This is a genomic window from Salicibibacter cibarius (assembly GCF_016495725.1).
In the GTDB taxonomy this organism is placed as follows: Bacteria; Bacillota; Bacilli; order Bacillales; family Marinococcaceae; genus Salicibibacter; species Salicibibacter cibarius.
This window is the reverse complement of record NZ_CP054705.1, coordinates 1768301-1792074: the sequence shown is the minus strand read 5'-3', so window position 1 is coordinate 1792074 and position 23774 is coordinate 1768301. Positions and strand designations below refer to the sequence as shown.

Sequence of the window (23774 nt, the reverse complement as noted above, 5' to 3'; positions counted from 1 at the left end):
CGCTCCTCACATTACAAAGTCTTTGGGCAACCGCCAGAATTCCCGAAATTCCTCGTTAAAACGGCTCGAAATGCCCATGGTATCCTGATACATCTTACGTACTTCAGTGACGAAATCTCTTTCCAACACACGTTCACGCTCGGACTCGATCCATTCCTCAACCGGAACTGCCTTATTCAATCGGCCATTTCGAGTTTTCTTCCGCAGAGACGCAGTTGCGTCTTCGTCGACATGCCATGCATTACGTTCCTTATCATGGTTAAGCACGACAGCATGGGTCCTTTCGGCAATTTCCGCGGTCACATAGCCGTTTTCTACATCCCGCACGATCTCCAACGGGTCACGTTCAATGGGATCGCCATAGCCGCCGCCACCGTTGTATGAATGGGCAAACAGATCACCGGATTGCAACGGTTTATCAATATGTGGACCTTCTATCACATTCATGTCGCCCTCAACCAACCGTTCCATGTCGCTCTTATATGGATCGTTACCCAATTCGTGCGGCAACGGTTTTTGTTCATCGATGATCTGCTGGATGTTGCTGTTGCGCACGGTAAAGTGCCTGTGTGCCGTCGGTGCCGGGTAACCGCCGCACATGCCGGCGTTATCAAACACGCGACTGGAATGCTCTGACGTGGCTATCGTCAATTCATCTGTGTTGTGCACGAGCCACGTCGAAGTGAAGGACGTACCACCGCGGTGGCGACCGGGACCGCCCGAATCGGCCGTGATGTTACGGCCTAAATAGAGCATCGGTATCCCCTGTTCCCACACTTCCATATTCCCCATGTCAGATTCGGGGTTCCAGCCAACATACCCAGTATCAATCCCGTCTTTAATACCGAGGGCGCCGCTTCCGGCTGCCGAGCACTCAAACAAAGCCATCCCGAACTGATCGCCGTACTGGCTTTGACCACCCATTTCAACCATTGGACTGTTGACCTGACCGACAAATGCCTCTTCTTTGAAGCCTCGACTTACAAAACCCCGGCTGAGCAACCGCTGAAAAATACCGAAGGCCGGTAGCAGAAGCGCCCAGGACGTCGCCGTCGCCACAGTGTGACGATCTGGATTGGTCCAGGTTCCCAACGGTAAATTCATATCGGTGGCTAACCAAGCTCCATCGTTCACCTTGCCTTCATAGTTCATAGACTGGGTGAGGGTGACAAACAAACCACCGTCCATGCCCGCTGGCGTACAGTTCATCGAGTGATACCCCCAAGAACCGGTGCCTTCGAAGTCTAAGTGCATCTGACCGTCACCGTTCACCTCTAGTTCGAGAGGGATAGAATACAGCAGGTTTCCGTCACTTAGGGGCAATATGCCGGGCTTACCTTCGGTAAGATGGCCATAAAACGTATGCCCCCGATAGCGCCCAGGTACCATAAGCTGTTTCACTCGCGAAAGTTGCGCGCGGCGACCTTCTTCAATGAATTCCCGGGTCGCCCGTTTGTAGTAGTCCAAACCGACGTCATCGATAAGCTCTTTTACCTGATCCCGTAATTCCAGGTTAGCCGCAACTTTCGCTTTGTCGTCGAACATCCAATAGATGGGCATTCGAAGGTTCCGCTCCAACCGGATCAGATAATCCCGGCGCAACTCATCATTGTAGCCCACTTTTTCAGCGGTAACGAACAATCCCTCGGTAAAGCGTTCTTGAGCCAAGTATACGTCACCACCCGGCGTGATACCGCCGACCTCCAATTCGTGGGCGACTGTCCCCGCCCAACCGACTAGCTCGCCCTCATAGAAGATTGGGACGACGACCATCACGTCCGGAACCTGAACCGTACCGATGAAAGCGTCATTGTTGGCAAAAATGTCACCGGGACAAATGCCTGGCGATTCCTCGTAACCATTTTGAATCATCCATTTGATAAACCGGCTCATCGTGTGTACGTGAACCATAATTCCAGTGGAGAGGCTGATCGCGTCACCTTCGGGCGTATACAACGCCACGACCATTTCCCCCACCTCTCGTACGCCGGGCGAAGCCGAAATGCTACGGGCCATCTCCCGGGCGGCTATCGTCATTGAACGGAGCTTAGTGTGCAAGCTTTCATAGCGTAGAGGATCATCCTCACGGTATTTCAATTCCGTTATTCCGGCATAACAGCCCGTTTCACGAAATTTACGATCGTACTCGAGCAACTGCTCCTTGAATGTCATGGTTTCGTTTTTTGATGCGTCATTCATAAGGATCCTCCTTTTTTCAGGTTGAACCACGTTCTACAGCACGTAACCCTCTGTTTTTGGCGCTTAGTCTCCATGTTCATAATGCAAAATGGTCCATTCATCTACACGAACTCGATCCCCCGTTGGGATGACCAAAGTCGTAGCTGGGTGTTCCACAATGGCGGGGCCTTCAAGCACATTTCCTGGCTCCAACATGTCCATTTCCCATAGCTGCGCCTCATGCCAGGCACGATTGTAATACATGAACCGTGTCCCTTTGCTGGCTTCGGATTTAGGTTCTGCGGAACCCAACGGGCGGCGAGTTAGCTCCGGCTTCACTTTTTCCACGCGTGCGCTTAAGCCAAGTTCCATAATTGTGAAGCCAGCTTCGGCTTCTCCATAGTTGGAAACACTGCGGTTGATCGTTTCGTACAGGGTCTCAAAAGCCTGTGTGAGCTGATGCAAGTCATCATCCGACTCCAATTTCACTGCCGGTGCCGTCACTTCAACATCTTCCAATTGGCCGGTATACCGCATCATGGCAAAAGGCTCACAGATGACCGCATCTGAATCATGGCCTTCAGAGATCAACTCATCTCTGGCATGGGCGTCGAGTTCGTTCCAAATCTCATTAATCTGTCGGCGAACCTTATCCCGATCCTTCTCCGACGCATCAGGGTCGATCATAATATGGACCGATTGACTGTGTCGATGCAAATAATCCGCGGTTGTGCAGCCAAAAGCCGAAAAGGCTGCTGCAAAGGGAAATGTCATGACACCGCTAAAACCTAAACCGCGGCTGTACTCGGCCATATGAAGCGGACCAGATCCACCATAAGACATCAAATGGTATTCACTTGGATCAACACCACGAGTAGAAATGATGGATTCAATGGAAGATCTAGCTTCCATTTCCAGCAAATTCACCATCCCTTCAGCCGCTTCATACACATCGACGCCCAAGGGATCGGCCACTTTTTCCTGCAGCACCTGCTTTGCCTTCTCGATATTGAGTCGGACCTTGCCACCGAGGAAGTTATCCGGGTTTAAGCGACCCATGACTGCGTCACAGTCAGCAATGGTCGGTTCCGTACCTCCCATATCCATGGCCACTGGACCCGGAACAGAGCCAGCGCTTTCGGGCCCTAAACTAACCTTGTGTGTATAGGGATCCACCTTGACGATGGTACCGCCACCGGCACCGATGGTATCCATCGCTAACGTTGGCAAATTCAGCTTAAATCGGGCCAAGGTTGGCTCATTATCAATAGGGATCTTACCGCGGGTAACGGCACCGATATCAAAACTCGTCCCTCCCATATCACTGACGATCACCGAGTCCGCACCGACCAATTCACCAACATGTTTGGCACCCAAAAGGCCGCCGACCGGTCCCGAGATCATCGTCTCATGAAGACGGGGATAGCGCACGTTGGCAAGCCCTCCATATGAGAGCATCGTTTGCACACTATGTGAAAAACCATGTTGCTTAGCGGCTGCTTCAACGCCTAAAAGCTGGTCACGACCCTTGGCGGTGGCATATGCCTCAATGAGCGTACTGTTTAATCGAGACTGCTCGCGAATGATCGGCCGAAGCTGATGACTGAAGTAAATCGGAATGTCGACACCTTGTTCCGCCAGGACTCGCTGGGCCATTTCGCCAATTAGCAATTCATGTTCAGGGTTGACGTGGGAATACATGCAGCATATGCAAAGCGCTTCAATATCCTGCTCTAAAAGTTCTTTCACACCGCTTGTAGCCTCGTGCTCATAAGCGGGAATGACCACTTGGCCAAACTGATCGACACGCTCGGTAACACCGCGCACCCGGCTACGAGGCAGTAGGGGATCAGGATGAGCATGAGTAACCGCATGCAAGCGGTCTGGGTATGAATAACCCGTCCATGACTCCATTCCTCTTCCCATAAGTACGGCATCTTCCATCCCTCGCGTCACGATGAGCCCGATGCGTTTGCCTGTCCTGGACAGCAAAGTATTCAGCATGCCCGTACCTGAATATAGGATAACTTCCAACTCTTCAAAGGTTTTATCTATATCCAGATTCCAGAGGTCGGTAGCGTCTCGCGCAGATTCTATAAACCCTTCTGCTTCGTGACCGGGCGTGGTCGGCGCCTTACCGACAGCAAAGTTGCCCTGTTTATCCACGAGAATCGTGTCGGTCATCGTGCCACCGGCATCGATACCGAGTACGAGTGGTTTTGTCTGTTTCATAGCGCACCTCTTCCTTCGTTGTAACTTAAGTACTAATGTCGTCTGTCTTTTTAATTCTTTTAGACGTTCAAGTAGTTATCTATTTTCATCATATAATAACCATCCATACGGCATGTTGACAATATACTAATTTTTTCTTTCATTTTTAAACATTCGTTTATATTTTCTAACTGAATTCAATTTTTCAGTTGTTTTTCCGGAGAAGTTCTGGAGAATGAGTCTCAAAACACTACACCGATCATAACGCGTAACGATCCATTGATGACCAAATCGTATAACCTTTGTCAAACTCAAGTTCTGACCCGTAACAACAATTTTCCCACTCATTTTTTCCATCGTATCATGCCAAAAGGATTTCTTTATTTACCTTTTGCCAGTGGCGACTCCTAAACCCGAACTTTCACCAGTGTTCAAAGCCACTTTTCCGTCTAATCATCCCAGCATGAATCCCCCCTTATCATGATAGGGTTCTAAGCATTTAATAAGGTCGATATAGCTAAGGGAATTTTGATACGTGTGATCCACAAAAATTTTATAACATATTAACCATTTTTATAATGATCCCTCCTTCTATAAAATATACTAACCGTCCATACGGTTAGTTGTCAATATACGAATGCTTTTTTTGTTATGACCTGAAATATGACATCGATAAGGCTTCTCCGATAACGAATAATGCTGACCTAACGATTTCTAATCACTACAACCTCCGGCAAATCCCAAGTTCTGAGCCGATACAAATTTGGAGTCTTCACTCATTCGATCTTTAGCAATATCATTTGGTTCGCCAATATGACCGATCGGATATTAAGAATTGAGGTATGTTTTTTCACATAAACAATTTTGACTTTTTATCCCCTGTTATCATCGACAGTTCATCATATCAAACAGCAGATACTGTCAGTAAACACACTTGACAGCATCTGCTAGGTAAAAGACAACATCATATTACTATGATGTTTCTCGTGTTAGACGATATAATTTTTCCAATACATCCCTTCTATGCGCTTCTTCTGGTGGTGCTAACCCAAATATATCACAGAACCATAACCCATCAATAGCAAGTCTGTAGATCGTTGCCATGATCGGATCCAAACCATCATTTTCAATTCTTTCTTGCCATTCTCGATAGTTATTTTGTACGGGTTTTAATAGTTCTTTGTCTGTTGCAATTGCCGCTAATAAGCCTGCAGTCAATTGCTGTGGATTATTCAATGATGCTTCAGCATAGGATCTTAAAAAATGCCCAGTATCCGTATCATTCGTGTTGAGATTTTCCATTTCTTCCGAATAACGCTCTAACACTTCTTTAATTACGCCTTCAATTAACGCGCTTTTACTCGGAAAGTGATAAAGCAAACCACCCTTACTAACACCTGCCTCTTTTGCGACATTTTCTATTGTCAAATATGCAACTCCTCTTTCGTTGATCACACGCTGGGTTGCTTCTAGTAACTCATCATCCATTTTTTTCGACACGCACATGTACCTCCCATACAATTTCTATAACCATAACCGTCTATTCGGTTTTCTGTCAATAAATACAAGTTTATTTAAACTTATAGGCAGATTAAAATGCTCACAACAGATGATATTGCTTCCCAAAGATAGAACACAAAATTGTTTCAAATGATGGATCAAGGATGCTTTATAGACTTCTTCAAATTTCCACCATAGGATTGGTTTCCATCTCGACTCAACAGTTTTCTACTTTTTAAATGGGGGAAAGGGAATGATTCAACAATTCGTATTGAAAGGAAATATCATGGATCCGTGAATAAGCGAGGGAATAGCTTTCACCATCACGGTTCCAACGGTGACCGTTGATGGTTAGCGGCATTCTGTCTATTCGTAAAGGCGACACCAAAATCTATGGTTAACTCATTTAATACTTTTCATTATCATATTTTTTCAGTTATAGATTTTAGTGAAACCCTTTTTCCGATGGATCATTTTACTCGTTTATGTAATCGATAATTTTTCATAGTCACGAATAATATGATCAGCATACGTTAAATGCCAAGCATTCATATCGGCGTCGTGAGCAACGATTCCGACATTGACTTTTGCATTCAAATTTTCACCCAAATGCATATCACCGTTTGTATCACCAAATACAGCAGCATGTCGGGGATCAATCATTAATTCTTTACACGCTCTATGCCCAATGTCGGGAAAGGGTTTAGGCCGTTCAATTTGGTCAGACCCTATAATACTTTGAAAAAAATGATGGATATTCAATAAATGTAAATGCTGCCCGGCAATATCAGTGTCATCGGATGTGACAACAGCCATGATGGTTATTCACTTGCAGTTCAGCCAAAACTTCATCACCTCGCTTTATATAAAAACTTATAATGGGGAACTTGTTAAAATATTATATAAATTGTCTAAAGAAGTCAAGTTTACCGACAATAAAACGATGAACATTGACGAAACGAATCATCAGAGACGACGGTCCACCATGTGAAAATTCACAGATTCAATGATATTTCAAGTAAAGTGGATCGATAAGAGAAACTCAAATGAATGATGTTCATGCGTGGTTGTTACCTTCCCACGCATTGAATATGCTAATCATCCATATCGTCAATTGATGACAGGAGACTTTCACTCCATTAGATTCCAATTTTGACGGCTGCTCCTAGTTGCGACAAGTTTGCTCGTGACAGTTTTTCAGCCTATTAAATTACCTCTTTCCATACTTTATCTTTCTCTCCTCCCATAAATATAAACTCAAAAAAATTATCAATCAGTCTTTACCCAAATAGGAAAATTAATGGACCAAAATTTTTGATCAGCTTAACATTTCGCTTGTTATCTTTTTATATCTAACATATTCAATATATATCGTCAATAATTTAGGCTTGTTTTTTTTGACGTAATGATCTAGCATGATAACCATCCGGATGGTCAGTTACGTTAAGGTCGAAAAATTGGAAAAGTAAGACCTTACTAAAGCGGAAGCCCACAGCTCTAAACTTACAAAAATCATCACTATTCCAATACATACCCGATCATATCGTAGCCCAACAACCTAAAGATAAATGAAAATAACAAGGACGACCAAGATGAGATTTGGCATCATCGCTTAAGACGAAATAAGGTACCAGTATGGGAAGCGTATTTCTGATGTCGATATACTTAAAGGTTACAAAGAAGAAACAGGGAAAAATTATGTTGAAATTTCAAATTTCATAATCTATAATGCAGACTTTTTAATTCGTGCAAGATCAAAATGTGTAAAACTAAGTATAACGATACCGAATTGAAGCAAACGATCAATTTTAAAGGGAGTTAATAACGTGAAAAACTTGAACTTAGATCACAAAATAATTTGGCCAGTTTTAGTCCTTTTATTATTTGTGTTAACACCTATTGCAGTAAATCCTTCGGCTACGGAAAATGTTGTAGGCGCAACATTAGATTTCATCACGAGTAATTTTGGATGGCTCTATCTGTTATTTCCTTTTGCGATACTGGTTTTTTTTATTTGGTTAGTTTTTGGTCGGCTGGGTCGCATCAAATTAGGGGACCCCGACGATAAACCAGAGTTTTCAACGTTTAGTTGGTTTGCGATGATTTTCACCACTGGAATAGGCGCGGAGATTATGTATGAATCTGTGATGGAACCATTTTATTTTTTTAATGAACCCCCTTTTGGAATAGAACCAGGGTCATTAAGCGCTGCAGAGTGGGCAATTCCTTATAGTTTTTTTCACTGGGGCATTCTTGCATGGGCTATTTATGCCCTACCCAGTATTCCGATCGCATACGCCCTTTATGTAAGAAAAATACCTCAATTAAAACTTAGTGTTGTGTGCAGACCTGTACTAGGAAAACACTCCGACGGGGTAGTTGGTAGAATTATCGATATTATAACGATGATTGGTTTGATTGGGGTGGTAGGAACAAGTATAGGCTTAGTAGCCCCCATGGTGGCACGATTTATAGGTGAGTTGTTTAATATTCCTGTCACATTTGGATTATTAGTCATTGTTATCGCTCTCTGGGTGATTATATTTGGTACAAGTGTATATGTTGGTCTTAATAAAGGAATTAAAAGACTCTCTAATTTTAATATAATCATCGTTATCGTAATCACTGCTATCGTGTTTATGATAGGACCTAGCATCTTTATGTTAGATAATTCCATACAAGCTTTAGGTACAATGTTTAATGATTTTTTTCGAATGGGATTGAACCTAGACGCCATTCGCAACGAAGGATTTCCCCAAGCATGGACTGTTTTTTATTGGGCGTGGTGGATCGGTTATGCATCATTAATAGGCTTGTTTACGGCCAGGGTTTCTAAAGGCCGTACGATCAGACAGTTGATCTTAACCCAATGCCTCGTAGGTCCAGTGGGAACTTGGATATTTTTTAGTGTCTATGGAAACTACGGCTTAAACCTTGAGTTATCCAACCTAGTTCCAGTCAATTCAATAATGGTTAATGAAGGAGAAACGGATGCTGTAGTGGCAGTTATGAATACATTACCTTTGAGTGCAATCATAATAGCACTACTAATTGTCGTCTATATAGTATTTTCCGCAACAACCTTTGACGCCGCTTCCTTTATTCTAGCCTCCATAGCCAGTAATAAATTAGATCATACAGGACAGCCTGCCCGTATCCACAGGTTATCATGGGCACTTATTCTGGGAGTCGTAGGTATATTTATAATGTATATAGGTGGATTAGAGGCAGTTCAATTATCTTCCGTTATTGTAGGGGTCCCTATGATATTGGTATTTGCTTTGGTGACTATGTCCTTTATTAAATCTGTCAAAGAAGATTTTGGTGAAGACAAATCGCATAGAAAAAGGATAGCTGATCAAGAAGATGACATGTTTGTTGAAAAGGGACGCAATATAAATAATTAAAGCGTATATTTTAGTTCCTATAAGCCCTATCTAATTTTCGATTGATAAAAAACCGGATAGACGGTTATGGGAATAGCATAGGAAGTTTAAGTCCGTTCGAAAAGTCGCATATCTAACATTAGAGAATCTCAAAAAGGGGGCCAGATGTTAGCAAAGGTGGTTTGCTTGATCCCTTGTCGAATAAAACGCGTTAATTAAAAGAGTAAAATCAAAACGTATGACAAACAGAATTTAACAGGAGGTTAATCACAATGACTAACTTGACAGATAAGGTTGTAATCGTTACAGGAGGGGCAGGCGAGATTGGTAAGGAAACAGCAAGGTTATTTTTACATCAAGGTGCTAAAGTTGTATTAGTAGATTTATCACAAACATCCCTTGAAAATGCAAAGGTAGAACTTGAAAAATACGGTGAGGTCATCACGGTTCAAGCTGATGTCAGCCAAGAGTCGGATGTCATCAATTATGTGAATAAAGCAATTGAACATTTTAGATCGATTGATATTTTCTTTAATAACGCTGGGATTGAAGGCAAAGTGTCTCCCTTGATCGATCAATCGATAGATGACTTCGATAAGGTTATGAGTGTCAATGCCCGGGGCGTTTTTTTAGGCTTAAAATATGTTTTACCAATCATGAAAGAGAATAAAACCGGAAGTGTCATTAATACCTCTTCTGATGCTGGATGGGCAGGAGAGGCTGGAATATCACCTTACGTTGCTTCAAAACATGCTGTCGTTGGACTGACAAAAACTGCTGCGCTTGAAGTAGCCAATGAAAATGTACGTGTGAATTCCATCCACCCTACAAGTGTAAATACGAGAATGATGCGATCGTTAGAAGAAGGTGAAAATCCAGACGGGGCTATGGAGAGAAAGCAACAGTATGAGCAAGTCATTCCATTAGGAAGATATGCCGAGGCGGCTGATATTGCCAAATTAGTTTTATTCTTAGCGTCTGATGACAGTTCCTTTATCACAGGTAGCCAATATCGAATTGATGGTGGCGTATCAGCAAGTTCGAATTAATTTGGCGCTCCCCGATTTCAGACATTATTCGACCGTTTGGTGTGGGCCCGCATTGCTGTACGATGGTGAACGCATTTTCGAGCTATCTATGAAATGAATATAGGGGAGATATATGGGGGCTTGCATTAGCCAGTACAGTGATATGTATTTTTATCAGGGCAATATTAGGTTCAGGTCCTGTTTTATATCATAGATAAGCCCCCTATTATGTTTATTTATAAGACCGTTTGTTTTAAGCATGATATATAGCTGCGGATGTAGCAAAACATATTTTATGAGGAGTGTTTTAACTATTAGTCATTTTGATGAAGAATATAAAAAAGAAATTGATAAAAGGTTACAGGTAATTAAAGACCCCTCCTATGATTATGGCAAACCTTTCAATAGGAAAGATGTCTTCGGGATGGTTGTCGTCAGTATTATATGTATCATTGGAATGGTGTGGGGATATTTATAACCGGGTTTATCATGCTAACGATCATGCTTAAGCAGTGCAGGATCGATGGTTAAACGCTTTGTATGGCTGCTAAACTTGGCCAATCAATCACTACATCCTCATTTCACTTTTTATCACACTTATCTTACATCATATTTGCTGGACAAGGTGCTATTTCAATAAATAAACGTTCTATGCAATATTAGGAGGAACTATGAGTAAAAATAACGTCAATGATGAAGTGTTTTTTGGCACAATTCCGGTCCTTCATAAAGAGAGGGTCTATGGTTTTAAGGATATTTTATTTGTAACAGGTACATGGTCCATAGCTACATGGACGTATGTTCAAGGAGGAAATAATGTTTCTCTACTTGGAATGAAGGAAGCCCTAACCTCTACTTTATTTGGAATGACATTAGCTGGCATAATTTTATTTCTCGCTGTCATAATTACAACAAGGTATGGAATTGATATTTGGGTGTATCAAAGAGCTCTGTTTGGTTATGTTGGTGTCGTGTTTCTATCTGTGCTAGCCATTGGCATCAGCATGGGTATGTTAGTTACTAATGCTACGGTATATGGAAATTCCCTGTTATATCTTTCTGAATCTGCCGGCTTTGTTTTGAACAACACTTGGCATCCCTGGATCGGATCGACCTGTATTATAATTGGCAGTTGGATCGCCTTTAAGGGACCTATAATAGTGAAAAAAATCTCTCGATTAATGGTCCCTCTCTTTTTACTTGTGGGCGTTATTATTATTTATACCGTCTTTAGTCAATTTTCTCTTTCGGAGCTAGCATCTATAGAACCATTAGAATCAAATGCATACGGCAGTGATCTTGCAAACTATATGATGGTGATGGAATGGAATATTGCCTTTGTCTTTGCGTGGTTTGTTGCACTTGGTGTTTATGCACGACTTGTGACGAGTGAGCGAGCAAGCTACTGGGGACATCTTGGTGGTTTTTCAGTTCTTATGGCTATTTTTGTCTGTATTGGGAGTTTGACAGCATTGGGAATGTTGTCTATGACAGGTAGGACTAGCATTGATCCAACGGAATGGTTGGTTGAGTTAGGTGGACCGGTATTAGGGTCTCTTTCATTAATACTTATTGTCTTGGCAAACATCACTACTCATGCTGTTACGATATATAGTTTTTCAGTAAGCACAAAAATAGTTAATCCAACATGGAGTTACAATAAGGTTTTGGTTTTTTGGAGTATATTTTGTGTCATTTTAATATTCTGGGGAGGTATATTGGATTACTACGATGTGCTGTTATCGTTATTTGGAGCTATTTGTGGACCGATAATCGCCCTTGTGCTGGTTGACTTTTATATAATAAGAAAAAGAAAAGTGTCTCTTAATTCTCTTTTTCAATCAAAGGGAGATAAAGCTTATAGATATACCGGTGGATTCAATATATTCGCTATCCTTTCACTTACGATAGGTATCCTAGGTTATCTTTATGTTTACAACCCGATTACTGCGACTATTAATAGTGATCTTTTTCTTTATACAACAGCAACCGGCTTTTCAATGATAATAAGTGGAGGTGTTTATTTCCTGTTTAGTTTGATAAAACCATTTAAATTATATTTAAATAAAGACGAGGAAGAACCATATAATTAGGTTCTAATGAATAACTAAAACCGTTTTCGCTATTTCTTCATGGTAACGTAGAGTAAACGAAGATGATTTGATCAACAATCCCTCCCCGATTTTCGGGGTTTCAGGCATTATTCGACCGTTTGGTATTGGACCGCATTGCTGTATCATTTTTGAAAGGGTTTCACTGCTTTCTTAATAGCCAATTTCATATCCCTTTTAAAGACATTGACTTGGAAAGGATGGTGAACATTTTTTCGATCTATATATGACATGGGCATACTATACGGGAGGTGTTGCATTAGCTAGTACTGTTTTACGTATGTTTATCGGAGTATTATTAGATTCAGGTTTTGTATTTATATCATAAATCAGCCCCATGATTTATTTAAAAAACCGTCTGTTTCCATACCTATGTTATAAAAGATACCGATGCGACATCGATTGGCGGATCGTCGGGTACGGCTAATGCATCATTGAATAAAGGGTTGCAAGGGATCACCTTTGGCGTCAATACCCTGATGACACTTTTTATTGTCATCATGTTTATCATGGTTGTATTGGGCGCTTTTGTTCAAATTATTGGAGTCAATAATACATTGACGTTCGATCACTTTTCTGATCCGAGCGGATGGAACTTTATCTATACAAGTGTGATCGTTTCGTTGTTCGCGGCCTTGTTAGCTGCAGGATTAGGGCTTTTACAGGGTTATTTAACCGTTCGAAAAAACATCCCTGCCAAGAAATTTCTGGAATTTGTGGCTTTATTCGGTTTGGCCGTCCCCGGGACTGTCATGGGGATTGGGTATGTGTTGATCTTTAATGGCCCGCCATTTTTCTTAACAGGCACGGTTCTGTTGCTTGTGTTAAATATGGCATTTCGTAAAATTGGGGTTGGGTTGGGTTGGAATCCGGGATCAGTAAACTGCAACAAATCGATACATCGATGGAGGAAGCCTCAGCAGATTTGGGTGCCAAACCGATACGGACAATTCGTAAAATTGTGATGCCATTATTGAGCCCCGCTTTTATGTCCGGTTTTGTGTACACGTTTATGACGGCAATGGTATCGGTTAGTTCTGTCATTTTTCTCATTTCGCCGGGAACCAACTTGGCTTCTGCCTACATTTTAAATTTGGCGAATCAAGCGGCGCTTGGCCGGGCTTCGGCTATGTCCGTTATTATGATTGCCATCGTGCTTGTATGTATGGCGATTCTGAAATGGTTGGAACGACGGAGCAGTTCAGGAATTTAATAGAAAAGAGAGGAATAATTAACTATGACACAACAAACATCTGTAATCCGTTTAAACCATGTTAACAAAGCGTTCGGCGACGTTCGTGCTGTCCAGGACATTTCGATTGATGTGAAAAAAGGGGAATTGGTGACCTTTATCGGGCCAAGCGGTTGTGGGAAAACAACGTTGTTGCGCACGATCGCCGGCTTTTATCAGCCTACGTCTGGGGATATTTATTTGGACGGTGCACGCATTAACGATTTTCCCCCGGAAAAACGAGCGACCGGCATGGTATTCCAAAATTATGCCTTATTTCCTCATATGACGATTTTTGAAAATGTGGCTTACGGTTTGGATGTGCGAAAAGAAACAAAGGAGTCAAAGAAACATAAAGTCAAGGATGCTTTGGCTCAAGTGCAGTTGGAAGGGTATGATGAGCGAAAAGGGGGGCAGCAGCAACGTGTCGCGATCGCGCGTTGCCTCGTTTTAAAACCAAAGGTATTGTTGTTGGATGAACCTTTATCGAATTTGGATGCCAATTTACGTATGATCATGCGGGATGAAATTCACCGTCTTGCCGTCTTAAAGAGGAATTAGATTTAACCATTATCTTTATCACCCATGATCAAGAAGAAGCCTTAAGTATCTCGGATCGGGTGATGGTGTTAAATGAAGGCAATTTGCAACAATTGGACAAGCCGGAAGCCATCTATCAACGTCCGGTCAATGAATTCGTCGCGAATTTTGTCGGCGATGCAAATTTATTAGCCGGCCAAGTGAAACAAGAAAACAATGATTCCTATTTTGTCGCGAAAGACGTCCAATTTGCCGTTGAAAATATGATGGCCGAACAGGGCTTAGTCTTAATTCGTCCCGAAATGATCGATATTCATCCGAATGGCTCCATTGAAGGCGTGGTTAGAAACAGGGTCTACCATATACGCTACGCCGTAAAAGGTGGGCGACACCGTTCTGCTTGTGGACGACTATAATGTGTTCGGAAAAGATTTGTATACAAAAGGGCAAACCATACGCCTAACTATTCCAAAGCAACTACACGTCATTTCAGCGTGATATTCGCTTCCTAGAAGTCTTGATACGTAAAAAAGGGCTACATTTTATGCAAACGAGTCCGTTCTCACGCAATTGACCCTGGCTCGTTTTCTGAAAAGTGGCGACTATGATAAGCATATTAAACGCATGAGCAAATACTATAAAGAGCTGAGAGAAAAACTGATCGCTGCGATACAGCAACATTTCGGATCACGCGTTCAGGTGGAGGGAGAAAAAGCCGGCTTGCACTTTTTGTTGCATTTGGATACAGAGGAACCAATCGAAGCGATTATGGAGCGAGCGGAAAAGATGGACCTTGAACTATATTCGATTCAACGTTTTATGCAAAAGGCATCAGGAAGCATACCGGCGACACTGATCATCGGCTTTGCAAAATTAAAACCGGAGGAGATTGATGAAGCGGTGGAGGCGTTGTGTCGGTGTTGTTTTCCCGTATCATAATGTATAGTATAGTTATTATTTCCATGAATGCAGTGCCAACAATTAGAGAAAAAATAGTAGTCAAATATCCAGATACACACGGTTAAGAACCCAACCCTTTCACCATCTTTCCGTGCAAAAGTGTCCGATAATACCTCCTAGATCGGACACTTTCTGTACTTCCTGCGCAAGATTGTTGTCTGGTGTTGTAATCATTCGGGCTGAACTTAGCTATCCAAATCTATCTATTACTACAGCTTATACGCAGACGTCATGTTTGTTTATTCACGAAACTTGCTTATTATCTTGGTCAGGATCGGGTTTTCTTAACATTTTATCGTACACAGCCACCATTTTTTCGTTTGGCTCTCCTAATTTACTTACAATGATTACAATAACAAATGTTGCTAACACGGTAGGAATCATTGGATCTATCTCTTCAGTGAGAATCCCTGCATACTGGAGTATGGTTCCGGTAATTGCCATAACTGTAGCTGAAATAATTCCCGCCCATGCACCTTGTCTCGTCATCCCCCGATAAAACATGCTCATTAAAATAATAAGGCCTCCACCACTTCCTGCAATGAGATAGGCGAGGTTCATTAGTTCCAAGATATAAGCGGGACGTGCAATGCCAATAGGAACAGACAAAGCTGCTAATAATAGAACGATTAATTTAGTTATCTTGAGCATTCTTTTTTCTGATACATCACGGTTAATGATTTTCTGATAGATATCACGCCCAAGACTTGAAGCGCCTGCTAACAACCATGACGTAGCTGAAGTCATAACAGCCATAAACATTCCTGCCATTGCCATCCCAATGACGATTGGAGGTGCATATTCAAAGGTGTAAGTAATCCAGAGCATTTCAGGGTCATAAATATCCGAAAAGAGATACCGTCCATAGATGGCTGAAATGAAAAATAATAACATAACAGGTAAATAAAGCAGTGCAATACCGATCCCCGCTTTAATGATTTCACGCGTGTTAACAGCCGCATAAAAACGGGTAAGATATCCAGGGTTTCCTAAATACCCAAACAACCAAATGAAAAACCATGAGAAGGCCATCAATATCGATAATTCACCTGTAGAAGTGAAGTAATCAGGTGATTCACTGAGAATTTCTGTCGTTACATTTCCCCAACCGTCCGCCGCATTAATAAGGAAAGGCATTGTTATAACCAGTGCGGCAATTAAGATGAACATGCCTGCAAAATCCGTGTTCAAGATGATGATCATTCCACCGAAAACAGTAAATATGACAACAATCAAAACCGTAACAATTGTGCTCGCCACATAACTTAACCCGAACAACTCTGTAAATAGCAAACCTCCTTGCACATAAAGGGAGCCTAGAAGAATAACCATCCACACAGAAACAATCACAGAAAATACCGGACGCAATAAGGGACTATCAAATCGCTCAGCTAAATAATCTGAAACCGTCAATTGTCCGAATCGTCGCAATTTCGGACCGATAAGAAAACAAAGCACAAAATAGCTCCAAGCAATCCCAACGGGGATCCACATCGTACCTGTTCCAAACTCATAAAACCATGCCATGATACCTAGAAACGTGGCACCACTAATCCCGGAAGCAAATAATGACGCTGTAATTAAATACCACCGGGATTCTCGCCCAGCAACATAAAAAGATGTAAGACCCTTTTGTTGTCGATAAGAAATAATTCCAACAATCATCATAATGAGGAACACAAAGCCTACCCCACTATAAATCCATAAAGTGTCCATAGTTTAACCCCCTTTTTTACTTTTCCCAGGGAAAACGCTCATTTTTTAACCAATAAGTTCCTAACACAATTGATGCCACAATAGGGGCAAGTCCGAAAAGAATAACAAGGTATGCATCCGAAATCCAGCTCATTGATTTCACCTCTTTCATGGTAAGCTGAGCTTTATATTCCATGTATTAACCCTCATTTCTATAATAACTCCAAGTCCGGAAATCTAGACTTGTTCCCAATACAAACATGTTTCATTTATTCGCTAACTCACATGAAGACACCTAATAATCTGCTTTCGCTGTCTCCCTGGACATATAACCATTTATAACATCAACATTAACCATCTCCGGATCGCGTTCTTTAGGCTTTCCATAACCACCTCCACCTGGAAGTTTTAAAGTAACAATATCTTCTGGATTAAATGTATAAAGACGTTTGGATTCTAAAGAGGTTTGATCATTTACCAACACTTCTGCCTTTGCTCCAGGGCTACCACCAGCTAGTCCCCGAGGGGGATAGTGCATACAGTCAAACATGGTTGGGAAATGCCATGGTTTATGGGTACGAACACCAAAACGAATAATTTGACCAAGTCCCCCGCGATATTTTCCACTTCCTCCGGAATCTGGTCGAAGTTCCTTTTGGTAAATCACTAGCGGTGAGTTACTTTCAATGATTTCAACAGGCGTTCCGCGAACACCGGACGGAAAGCCTGTTGCAGAAAGCCCATCTTTTGTAGGGCAAGCCCCCATTCCCCCAGTGCTAAATGTGACATAGGAGAAAGGTTCACCTTGTAAATCTTCTCCATAGACTTGCATACTCCAAATGGAAGTTGCTCCCTCAGCAATCGTTGCATCAGGAATGGCATGATATAAGGCACCTAGGACACACACAGGAGCAAAATGCCCAATAATATGTCGTGCCGCTGTTGGCATGGGATGTGAGGCGTTGAGAACACAACCATCAGGAGCGTCGATTCGAACGGGACGAAAACTTCCTTCATTATTGGGAATATCCGATGCAATCGCAGCTTTTACCGCGTAGGTTACGTAAGCCAATGTATAATACAGGCTTACATTGACCCCTTTTGAACTTGCCGAGGATGAACCTGTAAAGTCTACCGCGAATTCATCACCTTGAATAGAAACAGAACATTTTATTTTTATAGGTTCAGCCACTCCGTCCGTAAATATCTCGTTTTCATAAACCCCGTCAGGAATACCTTTGATAGCTTTACGCATGGCTTTTTCTGATCGCTGAATGATCTCACGGCCCAACGTATCGATCTCTGTTAAACCGAACTCTTCCATCATTTCAAGTAAGCGCTTAATTGCCACTTCTTGAGCAACAACTTGTGCACGCAAATCACCCAACACCTCGTAAGGTGCCCGAACATTAGCCGCAATGATGCTTTGCAAACTTTCATTCAGCTGTCCACCACAATAATATTTCATATAAGGGATATGGATCCCTTCCTCATAGATACTTTCCCCTTCGGGATTGTATCCTCAACCACCTATATCTGTAACATGACATGTTGATGCAAAATAACCGATAAGATTATCATCATTAAACACAGGGGTAACAATAGTAACATCAAGGAGGTGACCTGAAATCTCATATGGATTATTACCTATGAGAACATCACCCGGATTTAAGCGTTCACTCGGAAATTTATCTAGAAAATGCCTTACGCCTAAAGCCATTGTGTTAATATGTCCAGGTGTTCCAGTATTAGCTTGAGCGATCATATTTCCATGGCTATCAAATAACCCTGCAGATAAATCACCGGCATCTGAAAGGATATTGGAAAATGATGTTCTTATCAGTGTTTTCGCTTGTTCCTCTAAGTTCGTAATCAGACGATTCCACATGACCTCGACCTGAACGGGATCAAACATATTGTTGCTGTTTCTTGCCTTTGTCATCATAAATGTCATCAACCTTTGCTTTTAAGATTAAGTTGAAGTAACGATCAACAGTTATGTTAAAGCGTGGTGTCACGACCATCGTTGATTCTTCCTCTTCGATAATGGCTGGTCCAGGTATCACAACACCCTGGGTTAATATCGATCGATCATACACAGGTGTCATTGTATAGTTGGCATATTCGTTAAAATAAACTTCACGTGTATTTTTCACTGGAGGGCTCATTTCGTTTTTCTCATCACTAGGTTCGATGGAGAGTCTCGGATGTGGTCCCTGGACCACCACGCGCCAATTCACCGTTTCAATCGGCACGCCCTCACTTGCTTCTGAATACAACGTTTCATATTGCTGTTTAAAATTTTCTTTTATCATTTGTAGTAAGGAACCATCCAAGTCTCCATTTGGAATGGGGACGCTAATATCATGATTTTGACCAGCATATCTCATTTCACACGTGCGAATGATTTGCATATCGGCATCTTTAACGCCTGATTGCTTAATAATGGCTTCGCCCTCGTTTTCCATATCCCTAAGAAGTTGGGTCACTTCTCGGAGATCCAATTGATCAAGTCGACCGTAATAGCTACGTACAAAATCAAAAGAAAGCGGTGATGACAAAAAGCCAAAGGCAGAGCAAACGCCTGCGCCAACAGGGGAAATGATCTCAGATACATCAAGAATACGCGCTACGTTACAAACATGGACTGGGCCTGCTCCTCCTGTCGCAAATAATGGATAATGTCGTATGTCTTTACCCTTTTCAACAGCGTGAATCCGTGCTGCACTCGCCATATTTTCATTAACCACCCGGTGTATGCCCCAAGCTGCTTCTACCGTATCAAGGCCAAGCGGTTTTGCTACATTTTCTTCGATGGCTTTGTATGCAGCATCGACATCCAAATGCATGTCTCCACCTAAAAAATAGTCTGGGTTCAAGTACCCTAGGATTAAATCAGCATCGGTAATGGTCGGTTGTGTGCCACCTTTCCCGTAACACGCCGGACCCGGCTCAGAACTTGCACTTTCTGGCCCTACTTTTAAAAGGTCCATCCGATCAATATGAGCAATACTTCCGCCCCCCGCTCCGATTTCAATCATTTCAACCACGGGTACTTTGACAGGAATACCACTTCCTTTCATAAAGCGATGTTCCCTTCCAACTTCGAACTCGTTAGTGATTAATGGCTCCCCATTATCCACTAAACTTGCTTTGGCTGTTGTCCCTCCCATATCAAACACATGTAAATTGTTCAAATCACATAATTTGCTGTAAAACGCACCGGCTATGGAGCCGCCCACTGGCCCCGACTCTAAAATACGTATAGGAAAGCGACAAGCCGTATCAATCGTACATGTACCTCCGCCCGAAAGCATCAAATGAAATTGGCCATTAAACCCTCGCTTGATAAGATCTTTTTCCAGTTTGGTGAGATATTGTTCTACAAGCGGTTGAACATAAACATTGGCAATCGTTGTGGAAGCACGTTGATACTCTCGAATTTCAGGCGATACTTCCGAAGATAAAGAAACCCGAAGGTGAGGAACCACTTTCTGGGCAATTTCATAAATTCTTTTTTCGTGAACGTCGTTTTTGTACCCATGGAGCAAACATACGGCGATAGCTTCAACACCTTGAGCATCAGCTTTTTTTAAAACGTCCTTCACTTCTGCTTCGTCTAAAGATGTTAATAGCGTTCCATCAGCCAGGATCCTTTCCTTCACAGGAAATCGTAAGCTTCTCGGCACTAGAGGCGTTGGTTTTTCTATAAAAAGATCATATAAATCATAACGGTTTTCATTCCCAATTTCGATCTGATCTCGAAAACCCTCTGTTGTCAGCAGTGCTGTTTTTACCCCTTTTCGTTCAATTAAAGCATTAACAACCAACGTTGTCCCATGTATGATCGTTGTGATATCACTATATGAGAAACCATACTTTTTTAGGTTTTCATCCAAGACTTTCATAAAACCGGCCGATGGATCTGGATATGTCGTTAACGTTTTTCCAAAATATCTGTGTCCCATTTCATCTAGAATGACAATATCTGTAAATGTCCCTCCAATATCAACCCCGACACGAATGGTTGACATATTCTTCACTCCACTTCTCTTTAAAATTGAAAGATTATGCTCTTACATCATCAATCGTTTTTTCAACGGATATTTGTTGTGGATCAATGGCTACTTCAATAACGGCAGGCTTGCTTGAATAGATGGCTCTTTGTAATGCAGGGAGAAACTCCTTATTCTTTTCTACTATTTCCCCGTGCCCACCCATAAGACTGATATATTGGGCAAAGCTAGGGTTACTCAAATCCGTTCCGATGACCCTATGAGGAAAAGACTTTTCTTGGTGCATTCGGATAGTGCCATACATATTGTTGTTTGCCACAATGGAAATAATCGGGATATTATAACGAATGGCTGTTTCAAGTTCTTGAATGGTCATCATAAAACCACCATCTCCACAATAAGCGATCACCTGAGTATTTGGATAGGCCATTTTCGCTCCAATCGCTGCAGGCAGCCCGTAACCCATGGCTCCTGACGTTGGCCCTATATAGGTCCCTTCTTGCATAAATGAATAGTATCGAGCCAACCATCCAAAAAAATTTCCGGCATCACTCGTGATAATCGCATCGTCATCCAAGGTCGACATGAGATCACCAATCATAGGTCCAAGATCCACGAAATCTGAAGAGTTATCTTTGGGGATTGATGAAGCGTTTTCATATTTGCTTTTCAACCATGCTAAACGTGATTTTTTCTTGTCTATATGTTGAAGATATACATTTTCTTTTATCAAGTCCGTCATAAAATGATGAACATCAGTCACCACTCCTAAACTAGGTTGATAACTTTTGTTAATCTCATTGACCGAAATATCAACATGAATAAGCGTCTGCCCGGAGTGAAGCAGTGTATAATCTTGAGTGGTAACCTCCGAGAATCGAGTGCCTAAAGCTAATACCACATCAGATGCTTGAATCGCTTCAATGATGTATGGCGGGGTTCCTAAGCCTAATGAACCTATATAATGAGAATGGTGATTAGGAAATACATCAAACCTTCTAAACGTTGAAACCACCGGTATTTGAAGCTCTTCTGCCACCCGTACTAACGTTGACGAAGACTTGGTAGCACTTATGCCCCCGCCTGCCAAAATAATAGGGCGTTCCGCAGATTCCAACCATTTCTTTGTCTCTAGAATGGCCTCGCTGCCAGGTCTTGGCCTAGAGAAAACTTTAGGTTTTTGGATTTGAATATCGACTATTTCATCCAGAACATCCTCGGGAAGAGAGATTAAGACCGGCCCCGGTCTACCCGTTTGCGCTATATGAAAGGCTCGAGTGACAATTTCGTCTGTGCGTGAGGCATCAGTTAATTCAACCGCCCACTTTATGAGGTCGCTAAAATAGCTTGCGTGGTCAATTTCCTGAAACCCTTCTTTTCCCCGAAAGTTTCTTCTTACCTGCCCTACAAAAGCAACCACAGGTGTGGAATCTTGCATAGCTGTATGTAACCCTATTGAAAGATTTGTCGCACCCGGCCCTCTTGTGGCAAAGCATACGCCGACTTTACCGCTTGCCTTGGCATAAGCTTCGGTCATAAAAGAAACGCCTCCTTCATGACGACCACTAATCAATTGAATATGTTCTTGATCATTTAATGCGTCCAATATGCTTAAGTAGCTTTCTCCCGGTACACAAAAAGCTTTTTCAACCTCTTCATTCAAAAGAATTTTTATAATAGCTTGTGCAACCGATATTTTCGACACTGCAATTCCCTCCCCTACGTTTTATTCTGGATTAGATGCTGTGACTGTTTTCATTTTAAAATGATCGTTCATACGCTCTACAGCCAATTGGAGTCGCTCCGTTGGAACAGTCAAAGATATACGGAAATAACCTTCACCGCTAGCACCGAAAGCTGATCCCGGTGTGACGACAACACCAGCATGTTCAAGCATACCTTCAGCAAATTCCTCCGACGTGTACCCATCTGGAACAGGCGCCCAGATATAAAAACTCCCTTTTGGTGGGTCTGCCTTCATGCCAATAGCATTCAATCCCTCAACCATCGCCCGACTACGTTTTCGATAGATCTCGACATTGTCATAGACAGCCTTTTGATCATGGGTCAAAGCATAGGCTGCTGCTTTTTGAATCGGGAGGAACTGACTTGTATCCATGTTACTTTTCACGACAGACAACGATCGGATGATTTCTGGATTACCCACCACGTAACCTATACGCCACCCCGTCATATTGTAACTTTTAGACAAAGAGCCGAATTCTACAGCCATGTTTTTCGCATTGTCAGCTTGCAGAAGACTTGGCGCCGATTCGTCAAATGTAATCATATTATAAGCAAAATCATGAGCAATCAAAATATTGTTTGCTTGAGCAAAATCAATCACTTTATTAAAAAAAGATACATTCACCGTGGCCGCCGTCGGATTCCCTGGATAGTTAAGATACATGAGCTTTGCTTTCTGCTTTATTTCTTCTGGAATCACGGAAAGATCGGGTTTAAAATGGCAGTCTTTGGTCAGCGGCATATCGTAATTTTGACCACCAGCGAGATACGTGGCCATTCGATAAATGCCATAACATGGATCAGGCGTCAAAACATAATCGTTCTTATCAATGACCGCAAAAGGAAGATGGGCAATCCCTTCCTTCGATCCAATGAGGGCGAGCACCTCGGTTTCCGGATGAAGATCCACGTTATATTGTGTTTTATAAAAAGAAGCTACTGCTTCTTTAAATTCAGTACAGCCACTAAAAGTGGAATATTTGAAATTATCCGGATGATTAAGTTCATTAATAAGCTTATTCGTGATCGGTTTTGGTGTTGGAAGGTCGGGATCTCCCATGCCTAAATCGATGATATCTATGCCGGATCGTTTTAATGCCTCTTTTTTTTGATTGATTTTCGCAAAAACATATTGAGGGATATTTGCTACCCTGTTAGATGTCATAGACAAC

Annotated in this window: 17 protein-coding genes and 1 pseudogene; 8 read left to right on the top strand and 10 right to left on the bottom strand. The window is 42.2% G+C overall.

What is annotated here, in order from left to right; all coding sequences use genetic code 11:
• Positions 1 to 6 precede the first annotated feature (6 nt).
• From HUG15_RS09380 to HUG15_RS09365, 4 genes are all read right to left on the bottom strand, one after another.
• Positions 7 to 2199 carry a hydantoinase B/oxoprolinase family protein gene (locus HUG15_RS09380; RefSeq protein ID WP_200128385.1) on the bottom strand — a complete coding sequence of 731 codons (2193 nt, stop codon included), beginning with the start codon at positions 2197 to 2199 and terminating at the stop codon, positions 7 to 9.
• Positions 2200 to 2262: 63 nt separating this feature from the next.
• Entirely contained in the window at positions 2263 to 4410 is a 2148-nt protein-coding gene (locus tag HUG15_RS09375; protein ID WP_200128384.1) for a hydantoinase/oxoprolinase family protein, read from the bottom strand.
• Positions 4411 to 5361: 951 nt separating this feature from the next.
• The gene (locus tag HUG15_RS09370) at positions 5362 to 5889 is read right to left on the bottom strand and encodes a TetR/AcrR family transcriptional regulator (RefSeq protein WP_200128383.1); all 528 of its coding nucleotides are present in this window, start codon (positions 5887 to 5889) and stop codon (positions 5362 to 5364) included.
• A gap of 483 nt (positions 5890 to 6372) precedes the next feature.
• Positions 6373 to 6705: an HAD family hydrolase gene (locus HUG15_RS09365; RefSeq protein WP_200128382.1), complete on the bottom strand. Its 333-nt coding sequence runs from the start codon at positions 6703 to 6705 to the stop codon at positions 6373 to 6375.
• A gap of 1010 nt (positions 6706 to 7715) precedes the next feature.
• Here HUG15_RS09365 and HUG15_RS09360 point away from each other — a divergent pair.
• The 8 genes from HUG15_RS09360 (at position 7716) to HUG15_RS09335 (ending at position 15124) form a co-directional block, all read left to right on the top strand.
• On the top strand, positions 7716 to 9296 hold the full coding sequence (locus tag HUG15_RS09360) for a BCCT family transporter (RefSeq protein WP_200128381.1): 1581 nt from the start codon (positions 7716 to 7718) through the stop codon (positions 9294 to 9296).
• Between the two features lie 251 nt (positions 9297 to 9547).
• On the top strand, positions 9548 to 10324 hold the full coding sequence (locus HUG15_RS09355) for an SDR family NAD(P)-dependent oxidoreductase (protein ID WP_200128380.1): 777 nt from the start codon (positions 9548 to 9550) through the stop codon (positions 10322 to 10324).
• Positions 10325 to 10974: 650 nt separating this feature from the next.
• Positions 10975 to 12396, top strand: coding sequence for a cytosine permease (locus HUG15_RS09350; protein WP_200128379.1), 1422 nt, complete (start codon positions 10975 to 10977; stop codon positions 12394 to 12396).
• 452 nt (positions 12397 to 12848) lie between these two features.
• Positions 12849 to 13379: a hypothetical protein gene (locus tag HUG15_RS22975; protein WP_246516718.1), complete on the top strand. Its 531-nt coding sequence runs from the start codon at positions 12849 to 12851 to the stop codon at positions 13377 to 13379.
• Positions 13319 to 13627 (top strand): ABC transporter permease subunit, encoded by a 309-nt coding sequence (locus HUG15_RS22970; RefSeq protein WP_246516629.1) that lies wholly within the window; start codon positions 13319 to 13321, stop codon positions 13625 to 13627. The genes HUG15_RS22975 and HUG15_RS22970 overlap by 61 nt, the downstream gene beginning before the upstream one ends.
• 24 nt (positions 13628 to 13651) lie before the next feature.
• Complete coding sequence (locus HUG15_RS22965; RefSeq protein ID WP_246516566.1) at positions 13652 to 14206, top strand: ABC transporter ATP-binding protein; 555 nt, start codon at positions 13652 to 13654, stop codon at positions 14204 to 14206.
• Between the two features lie 62 nt (positions 14207 to 14268).
• Complete coding sequence (locus HUG15_RS22960; protein ID WP_246516565.1) at positions 14269 to 14601, top strand: ATP-binding cassette domain-containing protein; 333 nt, start codon at positions 14269 to 14271, stop codon at positions 14599 to 14601.
• Between the two features lie 208 nt (positions 14602 to 14809).
• Entirely contained in the window at positions 14810 to 15124 is a 315-nt protein-coding gene (locus HUG15_RS09335; RefSeq protein WP_200128378.1) for an aminotransferase-like domain-containing protein, read from the top strand.
• 264 nt (positions 15125 to 15388) lie between these two features.
• On the opposite strand, the gene HUG15_RS09330 is transcribed toward HUG15_RS09335, so the two are convergent.
• From HUG15_RS09330 to HUG15_RS09300, 6 genes and pseudogenes are all read right to left on the bottom strand, one after another.
• Positions 15389 to 16861 (bottom strand): sodium:solute symporter family protein, encoded by a 1473-nt coding sequence (locus HUG15_RS09330; protein ID WP_200128377.1) that lies wholly within the window; start codon positions 16859 to 16861, stop codon positions 15389 to 15391.
• A 16-nt stretch (positions 16862 to 16877) separates the two neighbouring features.
• Positions 16878 to 17036 (bottom strand): hypothetical protein, encoded by a 159-nt coding sequence (locus HUG15_RS09325; RefSeq protein WP_200128376.1) that lies wholly within the window; start codon positions 17034 to 17036, stop codon positions 16878 to 16880.
• Between the two features lie 99 nt (positions 17037 to 17135).
• A pseudogene (locus HUG15_RS09320) lies at positions 17136 to 18728 on the bottom strand (hydantoinase B/oxoprolinase family protein).
• 19 nt (positions 18729 to 18747) lie between these two features.
• Positions 18748 to 20874, bottom strand: coding sequence for a hydantoinase/oxoprolinase family protein (locus HUG15_RS09310; RefSeq protein WP_200128374.1), 2127 nt, complete (start codon positions 20872 to 20874; stop codon positions 18748 to 18750).
• A 34-nt stretch (positions 20875 to 20908) separates the two neighbouring features.
• On the bottom strand, positions 20909 to 22552 hold the full coding sequence (locus HUG15_RS09305) for a thiamine pyrophosphate-dependent enzyme (protein WP_200128911.1): 1644 nt from the start codon (positions 22550 to 22552) through the stop codon (positions 20909 to 20911).
• A gap of 30 nt (positions 22553 to 22582) precedes the next feature.
• Positions 22583 to 23767 (bottom strand): LL-diaminopimelate aminotransferase, encoded by a 1185-nt coding sequence (locus tag HUG15_RS09300; protein ID WP_343073163.1) that lies wholly within the window; start codon positions 23765 to 23767, stop codon positions 22583 to 22585.
• Positions 23768 to 23774: the final 7 nt, after the last annotated feature.